This window comes from Sorangium sp. So ce1504, assembly GCF_051521635.1.
Taxonomy (GTDB): domain Bacteria; phylum Myxococcota_A; class Polyangia; order Polyangiales; family Polyangiaceae; genus Sorangium; species Sorangium cellulosum_B.
Map to the genome: position 1 here is coordinate 3,340,826 of NZ_CP150365.1, position 19,203 is coordinate 3,360,028.

The 19,203-nt window shown below is 72.0% G+C and carries 3 protein-coding genes; all 3 read left to right on the forward strand.

The window, feature by feature from the left end; genetic code table 11:
* Positions 1-47: 47 nt before the first annotated feature.
* Positions 48-1,874: an ABC1 kinase family protein gene (locus WMF39_RS13000; protein WP_437745839.1), complete on the forward strand. Its 1,827-nt coding sequence runs from the start codon at positions 48-50 to the stop codon at positions 1,872-1,874.
* Positions 1,875-1,992: 118 nt separating this feature from the next.
* Entirely contained in the window at positions 1,993-3,492 is a 1,500-nt protein-coding gene (locus WMF39_RS13005) for a flavin monoamine oxidase family protein (protein ID WP_437745840.1), read from the forward strand.
* 121 nt (positions 3,493-3,613) lie between these two features.
* Complete coding sequence (locus WMF39_RS13010) at positions 3,614-19,132, forward strand: amino acid adenylation domain-containing protein (protein ID WP_437745841.1); 15,519 nt, start codon at positions 3,614-3,616, stop codon at positions 19,130-19,132.
* The last annotated feature ends 71 nt before the right edge of the window (positions 19,133-19,203 follow it).

Consider the following 19,203-nt stretch of genomic DNA (forward strand, 5'->3'; position numbering starts at 1 on the left):
GCCCACCTCACGTTGCACGGCCGGCGTACGCCCCACCTGCTTGTCAGATGCTGAAGAAGAGACTGATCCCGACACCCTTGGTGTACCAGAGGCCGCCGAAGGCGACCAGCGGGGCGCCGTTAAAGCCACCCCCCCGGCGGCGCGTCCTGTTCGTATTCAGCTTCTTTCTCCAGATCCTCTGGCACCTCTTGCTCATGCGCGTGCGGCCGCCGGCGGGTCCGGGAGGTAAGTACACCGCCGAGCGACTCGCCGAGCACGCGCGGGAGACCATGGAGCGGCTCGGTGGGATGTGGATCAAGACCGGTCAGATCATCGCCATGCGCCGGGACATCTTCTCCAAGCAGCTCTGCGACGAGATGTCCAAGCTCCACGACAGCGCGGTGGGCTTTCCAGGCGAGATCGCCTGCCAGATCATCGAAAAGGAGCTCGGCCGCTCCATCCACGAGATGTTCTCGGAGTTCGACCTCATCCCCCTCTCGGCGGCGTCGATCGGCCAGGTCCACGTGGGCCGTCTGCGGGCGAACGGCGTGAGGGTGGCCGTGAAGGTGCAGCGGCCCAGCATCGCTGAGTCCTTCGCACGCGACCTGAAGATCATCGGCGTTTACGTGGCGGTGCTCAAGCTCCTCCGGGTGATGCCGTGGGGCAAATGGGACGAGATGTTCTGGAAGCTCCGCCAGACGCTCGCCGACGAGCTCGATTATCGACTGGAAGTGGCGTCGATGCGCCGCATGAGGAAGTCCCTGCGCCGGCAGAAGGTCTACGTGCCGAAGGCGTTCGTGCGCTGGTGCAGCCCCCGCGTCTTGACGATGGAGTTCGTCGACGGGGTGCTCATGTCCGACTACCTCAAAGCGCTCTATGCCGATCCCGAGAAGGCGCTGGAGTGGTGCAAGGAGAACGACGTCGACCCGAAGAAGGTCGGCAGGCGCCTCTATCTCGGTTTCCTTCAGCAGTTCCTGGAAGACAACCTGATGCACGGCGATCTCCACCCGGGCAACATCATGTTGCTCAAGAACAGCCGGTATTCACTGATCGACTTCGGCTCGATCGACTCGCTCGATAAAGGGTTCATCGAGAAGTACAGCCTGGCCATCAAGGTGCTGGTGAGGCGCGACTTCTCCAAGTACGTGGACGTGTTCCTGACCATGGTCCCGGGCCTCCCGAACGACCTCGATGTCGAAGGTCTGCGCACGGAGGTGACCCGTGAGCTCCAGGCGTGGGAGAGCCTGACGGACGCCAAGGGGATCCCGTATGAGCAGCGGGCGCTGACCGGGGCGAACGTGAGGCTCTCCGCGGTCATGGGGAAGTACAAGTTCCCGCCGCTCTGGAACATGCTGCGGGTGATGCGGAGCTCCATGGCGCTCGACGCTTCGTTGAAGTTCCTGATACCGGAGGTCAACTTCTTCAAGCTGACGGGCCGCCATTACGAGCAGCGCCGCGACAGGATGCTCAAGCACATGGCCTCGAAGCGGAGCCGGCAGGATCTGGTCTCGGCCCTGAACGACTTGATGCGACTGCCCGCGACCGTGGGCGAGAACCTCCTCTTCCAGGGCGAGCTCATCAAGAAGCGCGCGATGACATTCCAGGCGAACCTCTCCAAGGCCGCGGAGGTGGGCAAGGCGCTGTTCGCGACCCTGTTCAACGTCGGGCTGATCGGCACCGTCTTCGTTGTCGCGCGCTACCTGAACAAGCAGCACCACGTCGGCAACCACGTCATCTCGACGCTGCCGGTGAGGGACGTCTTCACGGAAATGCCGCAGCTCTCTCCTGGGTTGTGGCTCGTCGTCATCGTGCTCTCCGTGTACCTGCTCTGGAACCTGAAGAGGCTCGTGAGGGTGCTCGGGCTCAAGGAGATCAGGTCGAACCCCTGGGCCTGACGCGATGAGGCGCATGAGCGGGACGGACAGGGCACGCCGCACGAGGGCGCACGCGAGCAGAGACGAAGCGATGACGCAAGGGATCACACCTCACCGTACCATCACACGAAGAGCCCTCATGGAGGCCTCCGTCGCGACGGCGGGGACGCTCGTTCTGGGGTGCGGCGAACGTGGCTGCACCTCTTCACGGCCCGTCCAGGAGGTGAAGCAGGCCGACGTCGTCGTCGTGGGCGCGGGCCTCTCCGGGTTGATGGCCGCGCGCGAGCTCGTCAAGGCTGGCGTGGACGACGTCCTGGTCCTCGAGGCGCGCGAGCGGGTCGGAGGGCTCACGGTCAGCCAATCCATCGGCGAGGGCATCGTGGTCGACGGAGGGGGGCAGTGGGTCGGCGAAGGCCATACCCGGATCCTCGCGCTCGCAGAGGAGCTCGGCGTCCCGACGACGGAGACATACGGCGATGGGGTGCCGGTGTTCTACTTCAACGGCGCGCGCATGGCCGGGACCGGGCAGGTGTTCGACGGCGTGCGCATGCCCGGGACCGGGCAGGTCTTCACCCATGACGAGCGGATCGAGCTCGCGGAGGTCCGCCAGAAGCTCACGGAGATGGCCGCGGCGCTGTCGCCCGACGCCCCGTGGGACGCCCCGCGCGCCGCCGAGTTCGACCAGCTCTCGATGTTCAACTGGCTGCGGGAGAACACCAGGCACGAGAGCGTGCACCGGACCGTCGGCTATGCCGTCAATTTCACGTTCGGCGCCAAGCCGGAGGACATCTCCCTCCTGTGCTTCCTCGTGGCCATCCGCGCCTGCGGCGGGCTCGAGAGCCTGCTGGCCACCTCCGACGCCCAGGACAAGTCCTTCGCCGGCGGGTCCCAGAGCCTGTCGCTGACGATGGCCAGGGAGCTCGGCGACCGCGTGATCCTCGGCGCGCCCGTGCGGCGGATCGTCGATCCTCCAGGCGAGCCCGCGCGCGTCGAGACGGATCGCCTGGTGATCCTGGCGAGGCGCGTCGTGGTGGCCATGATGCCGGCGGACACGCGGCGGATCGAGTTCGAGCCGGAGCTTCCGGAGCTCCGCAGCGGCCTGGTGAAGAACTGGACAGGCATGCCGGACTACAAGGCTCATGTCGTCTACAAGACGGCCTTCTGGCGTGGACTCCAGCTCAGCGGGACGGTGATCGCAGACGACGCCGTGATCGACTTCGTCTTCGACAGCTCGCCCCCCGGCGGATCTCCGGGGGTCCTGCTCGCGTTCGGCGCGGGCGAGCAGGTCCCGAGCGACACGAACGCTCGCAAGGACGCCGTCACCGCGGCGCTGGCGAAGTTCTTCGGGAGAGAGGCGCTCGAGCCGACAGGCTTCGTCGAGATGGACTGGATGAGCGAGGCCTGGTCCAGCGGCTGCGCGTCCCCGCTTAAGCCAGGGGTCTTGAGCGCCTACGGTCGAGCGTTGCGCGCGCCCGTGGGTCGGATCCACTGGGCCGGCACCGACACCTCGCCGGTATGGAGCGGTTTCATGGAAGGGGCCGTGCGCTCCGGGGAGCGGGTTGCCGGCGAGGTCATCGCGGCCCTGCGCGAGAGCGGCGTCGCGGTGCCCGCCGCGCCGCCACCAGCGAGCGCCGGCTGAGGCTGCGTCGCTGCGCGTTCCGGCGGTCTGCAGATGCATCGCCGGGAGATTCGTTGTTGGAACGGGAATACTAAGACTGGCTTTCGACTGAACCACCCTCCTGTTCATTGAGGAGCATAGTATGACGCACCGTGCAGACGGGCCGGCGAGCGAGCCGACCATCGAGCATATCCAGGACTGGCTCGTCGCGCACCTGGCAGCGCGGCTCGACGTCGCTCCGCAATCCATCGATGTTCGCGAGCGGTTCAGCCGTTATGGCCTGGGGTCGCTGGGAGCGACGAGGCTCCTGGCCGAGCTCTCGCAGGTGCTGGGGCGACCGCTCTCGCCCACGCTGGTCTGGGAGCATTCGACGATCTGCGCGCTCGCGCGCCACGTCGTAGAGGGGACGCGCGAGGGCTCCGAGGCAGCGCCCGACCGCTCGGAGCGCACGGCAGACGAGCCGATCGCCATCATCGGCATGGCGTGTCGGTTCCCGGGATCGCCGAACGTCGAGGCGTTCTGGAGGCTGCTCTCGGGCGGCGCGGACGCGATCCGCGAGGTGCCCGAGGACAGGTGGGGCGCAGACACGCTGGGCGAGGCGGACCCAAGCGCGCCGGGCGGGTTGACGGCGCGCAGGGGCGGCTTCCTCGAGCGCGTCGACGCGTTCGACGCGCCGTTCTTTGGCATCTCCCCCCGTGAAGCTGCGCAGATGGATCCGCAGCAGCGGATCGTCCTGGATCTATCGTGGGAGGCCCTCGAGGACGCGGGCGTGCCGCCGTTCTCCTTGAAGGGGAGCCGGACCGGCGTCTTCATCGGCGCCATCTTCGATGACTACGCGGTGCTGCAGGACCGCGCCGGGCTCGCCGCCATCACGGCCCACACGAACACGGGAGGTGCGAGCTGCATTATCTCGAACCGGATCTCGTATTCGCTCGGCCTCATGGGGCCGAGCATGACGGTCGAGACGGCCTGTTCCTCGTCGCTCGTCGCCGTAGATCTGGCCTGCCACAGCCTGCGGCGCGGCGAGAGCGACATCGCGCTGGCTGGCGGGGTCAACCTCCTCCTCCTCGCCGAGAGGACGGCGGGGCTCGGCAAGCTCGGGGTGCTTTCGCCGGACGGCCGTTGCAAGGCGTTCGACGCGTCTGCGGACGGCTACGTGCGCTCCGAGGGGGCCGGCGTCGTGGCCCTGAAGCGACTCTCGGACGCGCTGCGGGACGGAGATCGAGTTTATTGCGTGATCCGCGCCAGCGCCGTCAACAACGACGGCCCGAGCCACGGTCTCACGGCTCCCAATCCGGCGGCGCAGCGCGCGTTGCTCGCCGACGTCTACCGGAGCGCGCGGATCGAGCCGGCGAGCGTGCACTACGTGGAGGCGCACGGCACGGGGACGGCGCTCGGCGACCCCATCGAGGCTTCCGCGCTCGGTGCCGTGTACGGAGCAGGGCGCCCGCCCGAGCGGCCGCTGCATATCGGCTCCGTCAAGACCAACATCGGTCACCTGGAGGCGGCTGCCGGCATGGCGGGTCTGATCAAGGCGGCGCTCGCGATCGAGCGCGGCGTGATCCCACCGAGCCTGCACTTTCAGCGGCCGAACCCCCACATCGCCTTCGACGCGCTCCGCCTGCGCGTGGTGACGGAGCTTTCGCCGTGGCCGGCGCCCGAGGAGGAACCCCGGAGGGCAGGGGTCAGCTCCTTCGGGTACGGCGGGACGGGCGCGCACGTCGTGCTGGAGGGGCTCCCGCGACCTCTGGCGCTCGATGCGGCCTCCTACGTCGCGAAGGGCGACTCCGCGCGGCGGGTCGCCTGGGTGTTCTCCGGGCAGGGGTCGCAGTGGCCCGGCATGGGTCGGGATCTGGTGCTCGGCGAGCCTGTCTTCCGGGCCAGCCTCGCGCGCTGCGATCGCAGCATGCGGCCCTACCTCGATTTCTCGCTGCTCGATGAGATCCTCGCGGGAGCGCCCCGCGCGCTGCCCGAGCGCGTCGACGTCCTCTGGCCGGTGCTCTTTGCATTTCAGGTCTCGCTGGCCGCTCTCTGGCGATCGCTCGGGCTCGAGCCCTCCGTCGTCGTCGGCCATAGCATCGGCGAGGTTGCCGCCGCGCATGTGGCGGGCGCGCTGACCCTCGAGGACGCGGCGCGTGTCCTCTGCCAGCAGGCGCGGCTCGTCCAGCGCGCCTCGGGGAAGGGCACGATGGCCTTCGTCGCCGTCGGGTGGCAAGACGCCGAGGCGCTCGTGGCGCCTTACGAGGGCCGCCTGGCATGCGCCATCGCCGCGAGCCCCACCGCGACCGTGCTGTCCGGCGAGCCCGAGGCGATGGCGGAGACCCTCGCGAAGCTGGCGGATGCAGGTATCTTTTGCCGTCCCGTGGGCGCAAGCGTCGCTGTGCACGCGCCGCCGATGGACGAGATCGCGAGGCTACTGCCGGCCCTGCTGGGCGATCTTCGCCCGCGCGCGGCCTCGGTTCCCCTGGTTTCGGCGATGACCGGCGAGCCCGCGCGCGGCGAGGATCTCGACGGGGCGTACTGGGCGCGGCAGCTCCGCGAGCCCGTGCGCTTTGCGCAGGCGATCGCGCGCGTCCTCGCCGACGCGGGTGAGCATCCGCCGGTCTTCCTCGAGCTCGCACCCCACCCCATCGTCAAGCCCTCGATCGAGGAGTGCTGCCGAGCCTGGGCGCCGGAGGCGCCGGTCGTCGCCTCACTCGATCGCGTGGAGCGCGCCGCGCGGGCACTCCTCGGGGCGCGGAGCGCGCTCGCTCGTCACGGGGTTGCGTTTCGCACCGAGGAGGCGGGTGAGCGTTCGCCTGCTCGCGCCCATTTGCTGCCGCTGTCGGCCAGGAGCCCCGAGGCGCTGGCCTCGCTGGCCGAGGCCTACGGTCGCACCCTCTCCGTCCACGCGGGTCGGGACGCCGCGTCCACGGATCCCTCGGGGGGCAGCGCCTGCCTGGACGATATCGCCTACACGGCGAGCGCGCGGCGGAGCCACCACGAGCACCGGCTCGCGGTGGTGGGCACGAGCAACGAGGAGATCGCCGCGGCGCTCGAGGCCTTCAGGCGCGGGGAGCAGCCTTCCGGCCTGAGCTACGGCAGAGCGCCTGGGACGCCGCCAAAGGTTGTCTTCGTCTTTTCAGGGCAGGGGTCGCAATGGGCGGGGATGGGCCGCGCGCTCCTGGCCGAGGAGCCGGCGTTCCGCGCCGCGGTCGAGGGGTGCGAGCCGCTGGTGCAGCGGTATGCCGGCTTCTCGCTGCTCGCGGAACTCACGGCCGAGGAAGAGGCCTCCCGCCTGGGCGAGACGGAGGTGGCGCAGCCGGCGATCTTCGCGGTGCAGGTGGCCTTGTCGGCGCTGTGGGCGTCGTGGGGGGTGGTGCCGGACGCGGTGATCGGCCACAGCGTCGGTGAGGTGGCGGCGGCGCACATCTCGGGGGCGCTGGGGCTGGAGGAGGCGGTGCGTCTGGTGTGCACCCGCGGGCGGGTGATGCAGCGCGCGACGGGGCTCGGGAAGATGGCCTCGGTGGCGCTGCCCGAGGAGGAGGCGGCGCAGGTGCTCCGCGGCTACGAGGATCGGCTGGCGATCGGGGCGGTCAACGATCCGGGCTCTGTGGTGCTGTCGGGCGAGGCGGCGGCGCTGGCGGAGGTGCTGGAGCGGCTCGAGCGGCAGGGCGTGGAGGGCCGGATGCTGCGCGTGGACTACGCGTTCCATAGCCCGCAGATGGACCCGCTGGCCGGCGAGCTGGCGCGCGAGCTCGGAGCGCTGGAGGCGCGCCAGGGCGCGATCGCGATGTACAGCACGGTGGAGGGCGGGCTCATCGAGGGCGGCGCGCTCGACGCGGCCTACTGGCCGAGGAACGTCCGCGAGCCGGTGCGCTTCGCGCGGGCCGTGGAGGCGGCGCTCGGCGACGGGTACCAGACCTTCGTGGAGGTGGGGCCGCACCCGGTCCTGTCGCTCAGCGTGGAGCGGTGTCTCTCGGCACGAGGGGCGGAGGGGCGCGCGATCCCCACGCTCCGCCGCGACCAAGGGGGGCGCGGCAGCATGCTCTCGGCCCTCGCGAAGCTGTACGTGCACGGCCACGCCGTGGACTTCGGCCGGCTGTACCCCGAGGACGGGCGCGTGGTCGCGCTGCCGGCGTATCCCTGGCAGCGAAAGCGGTACTGGATCGAAGGCGCGGGCACGCCGCGAGGCGCTCGCAGCACCCCGTCGGAGCACCCGCTGCTGGGCGCGCGGATCGCGGTGGCTGGGGCGAAGGCGGTGTTCGAGGCGATGCTCGGGATGGACGCGATCCCATACCTGATGGACCACCGGGTGCTCGGGCAGGCGGTGGTGCCGGCGACGGGGCTGCTGGAGCTCGCGCGGGCGGCGGGCGAGGCGCTGGGCCTCGGGACGTCGGTGCGGGTCGAGGGGATGGTGGTGAGCGCGCCGCTGTCGCTGCCGGAGCAGGGATGGGTGCGCGTGCAGGTGGTGGTGTCGGAGGCGACGGACGCGGGCCACGCGGTCACGGTGTACAGCCAGCCGCTGTCCTCACGGCACGAGGACGCATGGACCGAGCACGCCACGGGCCGGCTCCGGGCGGCCTCCCGCGAGGCGCCGGCCGCGCTGGTGGATCTGGCTGCTGCGCGCGCGCGCTGCAGCGCCAGCGTGGATGTGGTGGAGCTGTACGGGGCGTTCGAGGGCATGGGCCTGTCGTACGGCCCTGCGTTCCGCGGGCTCGAAGCGCTGTGGCGTGGGCATGGCGAGGTCGTCGCGCGCGTCGCCCTGCCCGCGGCGGCCGGCGAGGACGCCGGGGCCCATGGGGCCCACCCGGCGCTGCTGGACGCGGCGTTGCAGGTTCTCGTCGCGGTCTTCGGCGCGAAGCTCGGGAGCGAGACGTACCTGCCGTGGGAGGTCGGCGACTTCGTGATGTGGCAGCCGGGGGTCACGTCGGCCTGGGTCCACGCGCGGGCGACGGGCGCGGTGGAAGGCAACGCGGAGGTGCTCTCCGGCGACGTCCTGGTGCTGGACGAGGGCGGCGCGGCGGTGGCGGAGCTGAGCGGGGTACGGTTCAAGCGTGCCGACGCAGCGGCGCTGCGGCGAGCGATGGCGGCGGCGCCGCTCGAGGACCTGTATGCGATCAGCTGGCAGGAGGGGCGCCCCACGGGCGATGGGACGCCGCCTTCGGGCGCGTGGCTGCTCCTCCACGGGCCGAGCGAGGGCGGGGAGTTCGCGCGGGCGCTCGAGGCGCGTCTCCGGACTGCGGGAGCGCATTGCACGACGGCGGAGCTCGCGGGAGAGGCAGGCGCGATCGCCGCGATGCTGGATGGGGCGGCCCCGGAGCGGCTCCAGGGCGTGGTGTGCCTGTGGGGCGGGAGCGCGGGCGTCTCTACGGCGGAGCGCGCCGAGGCGGCGAGCCTAGAGGCCCTCGCGGTGGTCCAGGCTCTGTCGCGGCGCGAAGGCAAGGCGCCGCCGCGGCTGGTGTGGGTGACGGAAGGCGCGCAGGCGGTGCGCCCAGGCGAGCCGGTGGCGGCGGCCGCAGCGTCGCTGTGGGGGCTGGGCCGCTCGGTGATGCTGGAGCGACCGGAGCTCGGCTGCACGCTGGTGGACCTGGAGCCCGGGGCTGGCGACGTCGTGGAGGCGTTGTGGCACGAGCTCGGCAGGCCGGACGACGAGCGCGAGATCGCTTGGCGCGCGGGCCAGCGGCTCGTGGCGCGGCTGTGCCGGGTTGCAGCGCGCTCGGGGCTGTCGGTTCCGGATGCGCCGTCGTACCGGCTGGAGATCGCGCAGAAGGGGCTGCTCGATCAGCTGCGTCTGCTGCCGGCCGAGCGGCGAGCGCCGGGCGCGGGCGAGATCGAGATCGAGGTGAAGGCCTCCGGGCTGAACTTCCGCGATGTCATCCGGGCCCTGGGCATGGATCCCAGCGAGGGCACGGAGATGGGCCATGAGTGCGCCGGCGTCGTCACGGCACTCGGTGAGGGCGTGCAACACCTGGCCGTGGGCGATGCGGTGATGGCGATCGCGCCGGGGGCGTTCCGCCGGTTCGTGACGGTGGACGCGCGGCTGGCGAGCCCGCAGCCGGTCGGGCTGTCTGCGGCCGAGGCGGCGGCGTTGCCGATCGTGTTCCTGACCGCGTGGTACGCGCTGCATGAGCTTGCGGGGCTCAAGCGCGGCGAGCGGCTGCTGCTGCACGCGGCGGCCGGCGGCGTAGGGATGGCGGCGGTGCAGGTGGCGCAGTGGCTCGGGGCGGAGGTGCTGGCCACGGCAAGCCCGTCGAAGTGGGGCGTGGTGCGGGCGATGGGGGTCGAGCGGGTGGAGAGCTCGCGGACGCTCGCGTTCGCCGACGCGTACAGGACGGCCGGCGTGGACGTGGTGCTGAACGCGCTGGCGGGCGAGTTTGTGGACGCGAGCCTGTCGTTGCTGTCGGCGGGCGGCCGCTTCCTGGAGATGGGCAAGACCGACATCCGCTCGGCCGAGGCGGTGGGAGCGGCCCATCCGGGCGTCATGTACCGGGCATTCGACCTGCTGGAGGTGGAGCCCGAGCGCATCCAGCAGATGTTCCGCCGGGTGAGCGAAGGGTTCGCCGCGGGGTGGCTGCGCCCGCTGCCGGTGCGCGCCTTCGCGGTCACGGAGGCGGAGGCGGCGCTGCGGTTCATGGCGCAGGCGCGGCACACGGGCAAGATTGTGCTGTTGCCGGCGCCGAAGGCGGCGCTGATAGCACCGCAGAGCACGGTGCTGATCACCGGTGGTCTCGGGGCGCTGGGGCTGCACGTGGCGCGCTGGCTGCGGCAGGAGCACGGGGTGCAGCACCTGGTGCTGGTGGGTCGGCGGGCGCCGGAGGGAGCGCAGCGCGCGGCGGTGGAGGCGCTGCGCGAGGCGGGGGCGCGGGTGACGGTGGTGCAGGCGGACGTGGCAGACGCTGCCGCGGTGCAGGCGCTGGTGTCGTCGGTGCCGGCGGAGCTGCCGCTGCGGGGCGTGATCCACGCGGCGGGCGTGCTCGAGGACGGGGTGCTGTCGGAGCAGACGGAGGCGCAGTACGCGAAGGTGTTCGCGCCCAAGGCGCACGGAGCGCGGAACCTGCACGAGGCGACGCGGACGGTGCCGCTGGAGTTGTTCGTGCTGTTCTCGTCGAGCGCGTCGCTGCTGGGCGCAGCGGGACAGGCGAACTACGCGGCAGCCAACGCGTACCTCGACGGCCTGGCCCAGATGCGTCGGGCCGAGGGGCTGCCCGCGCACAGCGTGAGCTGGGGCCCGTGGGCAGAAGGCGGCATGGTCGAGACGCTGAGCGAGCAGCAGCGGGCGCGGTTTGGTCGCATGGGCGTGGGCGCGCTCGCCCCGGCGCAGGGGCTGTCGCTGCTCGGGCGTGCGCTGTCGCGGCCCGAGGCGCACCTCGGCGCGCTGGAGCTCGACCTGCGGGCGCTGGGCAGGGCGCTCGGGGCCGACGTCCCTCCGGTGTGGCGAACGCTGGTGCAGCCGCGGTCGACCCAGGCAACCCGCCGCGCGTCCGCTGCGACCCAGGAGACCTGGAGGAGTCGGCTCGCGGCGCTCTCTCCCGAGGCGCGCGCCGCCGAGGTGGACGCGATGGTGCGGGGCGAGGCAGCCAGGGTCCTCTCCCTCTCCTCTTCCAGCGATCTGGAGGCGGAGCGGCCGCTGCAGGAGCTGGGGCTCGACTCGCTGATGGCGCTGGAGCTGCGCAACGCGCTCTCCGCGCGGGTTGGCAAGGCGCTGCCGGCCACGCTGCTGTTCGATCGGCCCACCGTCGCCGCGCTGCGGCGCTACCTGCTCGACGAGGTTCTGCCCCCTGACGAGCAGATGGCCGCGCTCGCCGCGGTCCAGCCTCGCGTTGCTCCACGCGAGGAGCCGATCGCCATCGTTGGCATCGGCTGCCGTTTCCCGGGCGGGGTGCACGACCTGGAGAGTTTCTGGCGGCTGCTCGAGGGGGAGGTCGACGCGGTCCGCGAGGTGCCGCGGGAGCGCTGGGACATCGACGCGTACTACGACCCGGATCCGGAGGCGGCGGGCAAGATGGTGACCCGCTGGGGCGGGTTCCTGGAGGACGTCGACCGCTTCGACCCCGCCTTCTTCGGCATCTCGCCGCGCGAGGCGGCGAGCATCGACCCGCAACAGCGGCTGCTGCTCGAGACCACCTGGGAGGCGCTCGAGCGCGCGGGCATCTCAGCCGAAGCGCTCGCGGGCACCCGTACGGGCGTCTATGTCGGGATCTGCGGCAACGATTACCAGGGCTTGATGTTCGCCCGCGGCGCCGAGCGTCTGGATCCCTATTCGTTCCTTGGATCGGCGCATAGCGCGACCGTGGGGCGGCTGTCGTACTGGCTCGGGCTGCAGGGGCCCAACATGGCCGTGGACACCGCGTGCTCGTCGTCGCTGGTGGCGGTGCACCTTGCCTGTCAGGCGCTGCGCTCGGGCGAATGCACAACGGCCCTGGCCGGTGGGGTCAACCTGGTGTTGACTCCGGAGCTGACAGTCTACTTCAGCCGGATGCGCGCGATGTCGCCCTCGGGGCGATGCCACGCGTTCTCCGCGGACGCGGACGGCTACGTGCGCGGGGAGGGCTGCGGCGTGCTGGTGCTCAAGCGGCTGTCGGACGCGGAGCGGGACGGCGATCCGATCCTGGCGGTGATCCGGGGCTCGGCCGTCAACCAGGACGGCCGCAGCCAGGGCCTGACGGCGCCCAACGGCCCCGCCCAGGAGGCGGTCATCCGGCAGGCGCTCGCCCAGGCCGGCGTGAGCCCGGCGTCGGTCGGGTACGTGGAGACCCACGGGACGGGGACGCCGCTGGGCGATCCGATCGAAGCGCAGGCGCTCGGCGCGGTGCTTGGCGAGGGGCGCCCAGCCGGGGCGCCGCTGTGGATTGGCTCGGTCAAGACGAATATCGGCCATACCGAGGGCGCCGCGGGTGTCGCGGGCCTGATCAAGGCGGTGCTGGCGCTCTCGCACGAGCGCATCCCGCGCAGCCTGCACTTCACCGCGCCGAACCCGCACATCGCCTGGTCGGAGCTGCCGCTCCAGGTGGTGTCCGAGCCGGTCCCGTGGCCGGCGAACTGCGCGCCTCGCCGCGCCGGGGTGAGCTCGTTCGGCTTCAGCGGGACCAACGCCCACGTCCTCCTCGAGGAAGCGCCGCGGCGAGCGCTGGTCGAGGCGCCCGCAGAGGCGCCCGCGAACGAGGCGACGGCGTACCTGCTGCCGCTGTCGGCCAAGAGCCCGGAGGCGCTGAGCGCGCTGGCGGCGACCTATGCGACCTTCCTGCCGGCGTCGGAAGCGCGCCTCGGCGACATCGCGTACACGGCGAGCGCGCGGCGGAGCCATCACGAGCACCGGCTCGCCGTGGCCGGCGGGAGCAAGGACGAGCTGGCGGCCGCGCTCGCGGCATACGCGCGGGGCGAGCGGGCCGCCGCGGGCGTGCTCGAAGGCAAGGCGACGGAGACCCCGCCGAAGGTGGTGTTCGTGTTCCCCGGGCAGGGCTCGCAATGGGCAGGCATGGGGCGGCAGCTCTTCGCGGAGGAGCCGGAGTTCCGGCGGGCGCTCGCGGCGTGCGACGAGGCGATCCGACGCGAGGCCGGCTTCTCGGTGATCGAGGTGCTGGCGGCCGAAGACAGCGCGCGGCGGCTCGAGTCGATCGACGTGGTGCAGCCCGTGCTGTTCGCGATCGAGGTGGCGCTCGCGGCGCTGTGGCGGGCGTGGGGCGTCGAGCCCGACGCCGTGGTGGGCCACAGCATGGGCGAGGTGGCCGCGGCCCACGTGGCGGGCGCGCTGTCGCCGGAGGACGCCGCAGCCGTCATCTGCCGGCGCAGCCGCCTGCTCCGCGCGGTGAGCGGCCGAGGCGCCATGGCGCTCGTCGAGCTCAGCATGACGGACGCGGAGCGTGCGCTCGCGGGGTACGAGGATCGCCTCAGCGTGGCGGTGAGCAATGGCCCGCAGTCCACCGTGATCGCTGGCGATCCGGATGCTCTCGGCGAGGTGCTGGCGGCGCTGGAAACCCGGAGCGTGTTCTGCAAGCGGGTGAAGGTGGACGTGGCGTCGCACAGCCCATCCATGGATCCCCTGTGCGGCGAGTTGCTCGTCGCGTTGCAGGCAGTTGCCCCCATGGCGGCGCGCGTGCCGATGCGCTCCACCGTGACAACGCGGCTCCTGCGCGGCCACGAGCTCTCGGCGGGCTACTGGGCGGACAACCTGCGCCGGCCGGTGCGGTTCTCGCAGGTGGTGCAGCGCCTGATCGCCGAGGGGCACGCGCTCTTCGTGGAGATGAGCCCGCACCCGATCCTGTTGCCGTCCGTCGAGGAGAACCTGCGCGAGGTCAGGGCGGAGGGCGCGGCGATCGCGTCCCTGCGCCGGGGGCAGCCGGAGCTCCTCAGCCTGCTTGAATCGATCGGGCGGCTGTACGTGCACGGCCATCCGGTCTCATGGCAGCGGCTCCCTGTGGGAGGCGGGCGCGTCATCGGGCTGCCGTCGTACCCGTGGCAGCGCCAGCGCTGCTGGCTCGAGGGCGTGGGGAGGCCGGCCAGCAGGCCGAAGGAGGTCCGGGTGCTGGACCAGGACGAGGCCGCGTATCCGCTCTCGGAGGTGGTCGTGCGCCCCGAGGCGCACCTTGAAGGCGAGGCGGATGCGCTGGCCGGGTGCGTTTACGACGTCGCGTGGCGGCGCGCAGCGCCGCTGCCCGAGGCGACGCTGGCCCCGGCGGGCGCGTGGCTGATCTTCGCCGACCAGGGCGGCGTGGGGGCAGCGCTCTGCGGGCACATGCGCTCGAAGGGGCAGCAGTGCGTGCTGGTCTCGGCGAGCGCCGGGTACGAGCGGGTGGAGCCGGATCGGTACGGGATCGACCCCTCGAAGGCGGACGACTACCGGCGGCTGCTGCGCGAGGCGTTCGGCGACGCGAGGCGCTGCACCGGCGCGGTGCACCTCTTCAGCCTGGACGCCGTGCCCTTCGAGGCGACCACGGCCGAGAGCCTGGCAGCGGATCTCGTGCGGGGCAGCGTGAGCGCCGCAGCCATGGTGCAGGGGATCGCGCTGGATACGCTGGCCGCCCCGCGGCTGTTCTTCGTGACGCGCGGGGCGCAGCGGCCCTTACCCTGCGACGCCGCGTGGGTGTCGCAGGCGCCGCTCCTCGGGCTCGCCGGGGCGCTCGCGCTGGAGCACCCCGAGCTCGGGTGCAAGCGGATCGATCTGGACCCCGCGGCGGGCGTGGTCTCCACGGACGTCCTGTTCCGGGAGCTCGCAGCGAACGAGGGCGAGGATCAGGTTGCCCTGCGGGGCGGCGACCGGTACGTGGCGAGGCTGGTCCGTGGCCGGCTCGAGGCCGACGTGGCCGCGGTCGCGTCCATCCGCGGGGATGCGACCTACCTGATCACCGGCGGCCTCGGGGGGCTGGGCCTCGCGCTCGCGCGCTGGCTGGTTGGCCGGGGCGCGCGGCATCTCGCGCTGGTGGGGCGCCGCGGTCCGGGCGAGGACGCGCAGAGGGCCATCCAGGCGATGGAAGCGGCCGGCGCGCGGATCGCCGTCTTCCAGGCCGACGTCTCGAGGCGCGACGACGTGGCGCGGGTAGCGGCGGCGATCGAGGCCACCTTGCCGGAGCTCCGCGGCGTCGTGCACGCGGCGGCGGTGCTGGACGACCGCACGGTCCTCGAGCTCTCGGAGGAGAGCTTCCGGCGCGTGTTCGCGCCGAAGGCGCTCGGGGCGTGGAACCTCCACGAGATGAGCGCGGGCCTCCGGCTCGACTTCTTCGTGCTGTACTCGTCGGCCGCCTCGCTCCTGGGCTCGCCGGGGCAGGGTAATTACTCGGCCGCGAATGCGTTCCTCGACGCCCTCGCCCGCCGGCGGGAGCGCTTGGGCCTGCCCGCGATGAGCATCCGATGGGGCGCGTTCTCGGAGGTGGGCCTCGCGGCTGCGCAAGAGAACCGAGGGGAGCGCCTTTCGGCGCGGGGCCTCGCGGGCCTCACCCCGAAGGAGGGCCTTGATGCGCTCGCGCGGCTCCTCGCTCGCCCGCGGGCAGAGGTGGCCGTCGCCCGGCTCGACGCGCGACGCTGGGCCGAGGCGCACGGCGTGGCCGGCGCTCCCTTCTGGGCGGAGGTGCTCGAGGCCGAGCGTCGGGCATCGCCGGCGATATCGATCCGCGCGGAGCTCGAGCAGCGAACACCCGGGGACGCGGCGGCGATCGTCGAACGCCTGCTCGTGGAGGAGGTGGGGCGTGTGCTACGGCTGGCTCCCTCCCGGATCGCTCGGACCGACCGCCTGCGCTACCTGGGCTTCGACTCCCTGATGGCGCTGGAGCTCAAGAACCGGCTGCAGTCGGCCCTCGGGATCCAGGTCACGGGCGCGGCGCTGCTCCGGCACGACAGCATCGCCGCGATCGCCTCGCACCTGCTCGAGCGCATGGCGCTGGGGCCCGTCGCGAACGACGTGGGCGCGGTGCCCGCGCCCCCCGTGATCGAGCCGGCGCCCGAGGAGCGGCATCGACCGTTCCCGCTCACCGACATCCAGCAGGCGTACTGGCTGGGCCGGGGTGTGACCGCCGAGCTCGGCGGCGTGGGATGTCACTACTACATCGAGCTCGAGTCCGAGGGGCTCGACGTCGAGCGCCTCTCCTCGGCTTGGGCGGCGCTGATCGAGCGGCACGACATGCTGCGGGCCGTCATCCTCCCGGACGGCGAGGCGAAGATCCTGGAGGAGGTGCCGCCGTATGCGATCGCGACGATCGATCTCCGGGGGCGCCCGGCTGACGTGATCGCCGCGACGCTGGCCGAGCTGCGCGAGACGATGTCGCACCGGCTCTACGCGCCGCACGAGTGGCCGCTCTTCGACATCCGGGCCGCGATGCTCCCGGGGGGGCGCGTCCGCGTCCACTTCAGCATCGACCTGCTGATCGTCGACGCCACGAGCATGCTGAGGCTCTTCGCCGAGTGGCGCGACCACTACCAGGACCCGCATGCTTCGCGCCGGCGCATCTCCCTCTCGTTCCGCGACTACGTGCTGGCCGAGGCGGCGCTGGCTGGCTCCGACGGCGCGCGCCTGTCCGATGCCTACTGGCTCGAGCGGATCCCGACGCTGCCGAACGCGCCGGAGCTCCCGCGGCTCCCCATCCAGCCCGGGCAGCGCGCGCGCTTCACGCGGCGGGCCGGCGCGCTCGAGCGAGGCCCCTGGCAGCGGCTGAAGGAGCTCGCGCGCCGGCAGGGCGCGACGCCGAGCGAGGTCCTCTGCGCCGCGTTCTCCGAGGTGCTGGCCGCATGGAGCCGGAGCCCTCGCTTCTGCATCGTCCTCACGGCGTCGCGGCGCCTGCCGCTGCACCCGGAGGTCGAGGACCTCGTTGGCGAGTTCACGTCGACGATCCTCCTCGAGGTGGACGCCGCGCCCGGCACGTTCGAGCAGCGCGCGGCGCGGCTCTGGGCGCAGCTCCGGAGCGACCTGGACCACCTGCACACGAGCGGCGTGCGCGTCCTGCGCGAGCTCAACCGCGCGCGCGGGCAGGTGGCCGAGAACCTCGTGCCCATCGTCTTCACGAGCGCGCTCGGGCTGCAGAAGGACGGGGACTGGCCGATGCGTTGGCTGGGGGAGACCGTCCACGGGATCAGCCAGACCCCGCAGGTCTGCCTGGACCACAGCACCATCGAGGAGGACGGGCGGCTGCTCTTCAACTGGGACGCGATCGACGCGGCCTTCCCGGAGGGCGTGCTGGACGCGATGTTCGACGCCTATGGCCGGCTACTGCGCCAGCTCGCCGCGGACGACGCCGCCTGGAGCGCGTCGCCGGCCGAGCTCTTGCCGGTTCCGGCGCCGCAGCTCGAGCAGCGCGCTCACGCCAACGCCACCTCCGCGCCCATCTCGAGCGCGCTGCTCCACACCCTGTTCGCCGACCAGGCCCGGCGCAGCCCGGCGCAGGAGGCGGTGGCGAGCCCGCGGCGGCGCATCTCGTACGGGGAGCTCCACGACCGCGCCGCGTGGGTCGGCCGCCGCTTGCGCGAGCTAGGGGCCGAGCGGGGGCGCCTGGTCGCCGTCGTGATGGACAAGGGCTGGGAGCAGGTCGTCGCGGTGCTCGGCGTGCTCATGTCCGGCGCGGCGTACCTGCCGATCGACGCGGCCGTCCCCCCCGAGCGGCTGCATGCGCTGCTGGAGCACGCGGAGGCCCGCCTGGTCCTGACGCAGACGTGGGTCGACGCGTGCGCGCTCTGGCCCGCGGACGTCCAGCGCCTCTCCGTCGACGACGAGGCCGCCTGGGCCTCCGTTCCCGCAGAGCCCATCGAGCCGCTTCAGGCGCCGGAGGATCTCGCCTACGTCATCTACACTTCCGGATCGACCGGCGCGCCGAAGGGAGTCCGGATCGATCACCGCGGCGCGGTCAACACGATCCTCGACGTGAACCAGCGGTTCGGCGTCGGCCCTGGGGACAGGGTGCTCGCGCTGTCGTCGTTGAGCTTCGATCTTTCCGTGTACGACGTGTTTGGCGTGCTCGCCGCTGGCGGGACCATCGTGTTGCCCGAGCACGAGCGGCGGCTGGACCCGGCGCACTGGACCGAGCTCCTCGCCGAGGAGCGGGTGACGCTCTGGAACTCCGTCCCGGCGTTGATGGAGATCTGGGTGGAGCACGCGGAGGATCGCAGGGGCGCGATGCCGGCGTCGTTCCGGCTCGCGATGCTGAGCGGCGACTGGATCCCGGTCACCCTGCCGGATCGCATCCGATCGCTCGCAGCCGCGCGCCCGGCCGGAGCGAGGCCGGTCGAGGTGATCAGCCTGGGCGGCGCGACCGAGGCCTCCATCTGGTCGATCCTCTACCCCATCGAGCGCGTCGATCCGCGGTGGAAGAGCATCCCCTACGGTCGCCCCATGGTGAACCAGCGCTTCGATGTGCTGGACGACGCGCTCGACCCCTGTCCGGACTGGGTCCCTGGTCACCTCTATATCGGCGGGATCGGGCTCGCGCAGGGTTATCATCGCGACGAGGCCGAGACGCGAACGAGCTTCATCGTCCACCCGCGCACGGGGGAGCGGCTCTATCGCACCGGGGACATGGGCCGTTACCTGCCCGGCGGGGACATCGAGTTCCTCGGTCGTCGCGACACCCAGGTGAAGGTCGGCGGCCACCGGATCGAGCTCGGCGAGATCGAGGCGGCGCTGGTCCAGCACCCGCGCGTCGCCGCCGCGGCCGTCGTCGTGAAGGGAGATCCTCGCGGCCAGCGGCGCCTCGCGGCCTATGTCGTCCCGGCGCCTGACGGCGGAGCGGGGATCGAGGAGGCGCTGCGCGGCTTCTTGCGGACCAAGCTGCCGGAGTACATGGTCCCGGCCGCGATTGTTGCGATTGACGCCTTGCCGCTGACTGGAAACGGCAAGGTCGATCGCGGCGCGCTGACCCGGCGGCAGGACGCTGCGCCGCCCTTTCCCGCGGAGGCCCACGCCGCGCCGCAAGACGGCAACGAGGCGCAGATCGCCGCGATCGTCGCGGATGTGCTGGGGCTCGACGAGATCAGCGTGCAGCGGAGCTTCTTCGATCTGGGCGCGAGCTCGATCCAGCTCGTCCGGATCGCGAACCGGATACGAAAGGCGCTCCGGGTGGAGCTCCCGATCGTCGAGATGTTCCGCCGCCCCAACGTCCGCGAGCTGTCCAGCCTCCTGTCCCACCCGGGGGGCGAGATCGGCTCTCTGGACAGAGCGCGCGCGCGCGCCGAGGCCCGGCTTAGATCCCGCGCGCGGCATTGATGCGAGCGGCCCAACCCTTGTCGCCGCGGCTCGGGACCGGCGTCGCGGCGTACGATTGAGGTAATCGAGGA

Excerpts from the sequence above, each read along its gene's own strand:
- WMF39_RS13000 (WP_437745839.1), top strand. The coding sequence starts at position 48 with ATGCTGAAGAAGAGACTGATCCCGACACCCTTGGTGTACCAGAGGCCG.
- WMF39_RS13005 (WP_437745840.1), top strand. The coding sequence starts at position 1,993 with ATGGAGGCCTCCGTCGCGACGGCGGGGACGCTCGTTCTGGGGTGCGGC.
- WMF39_RS13010 (WP_437745841.1), top strand. The coding sequence starts at position 3,614 with ATGACGCACCGTGCAGACGGGCCGGCGAGCGAGCCGACCATCGAGCAT.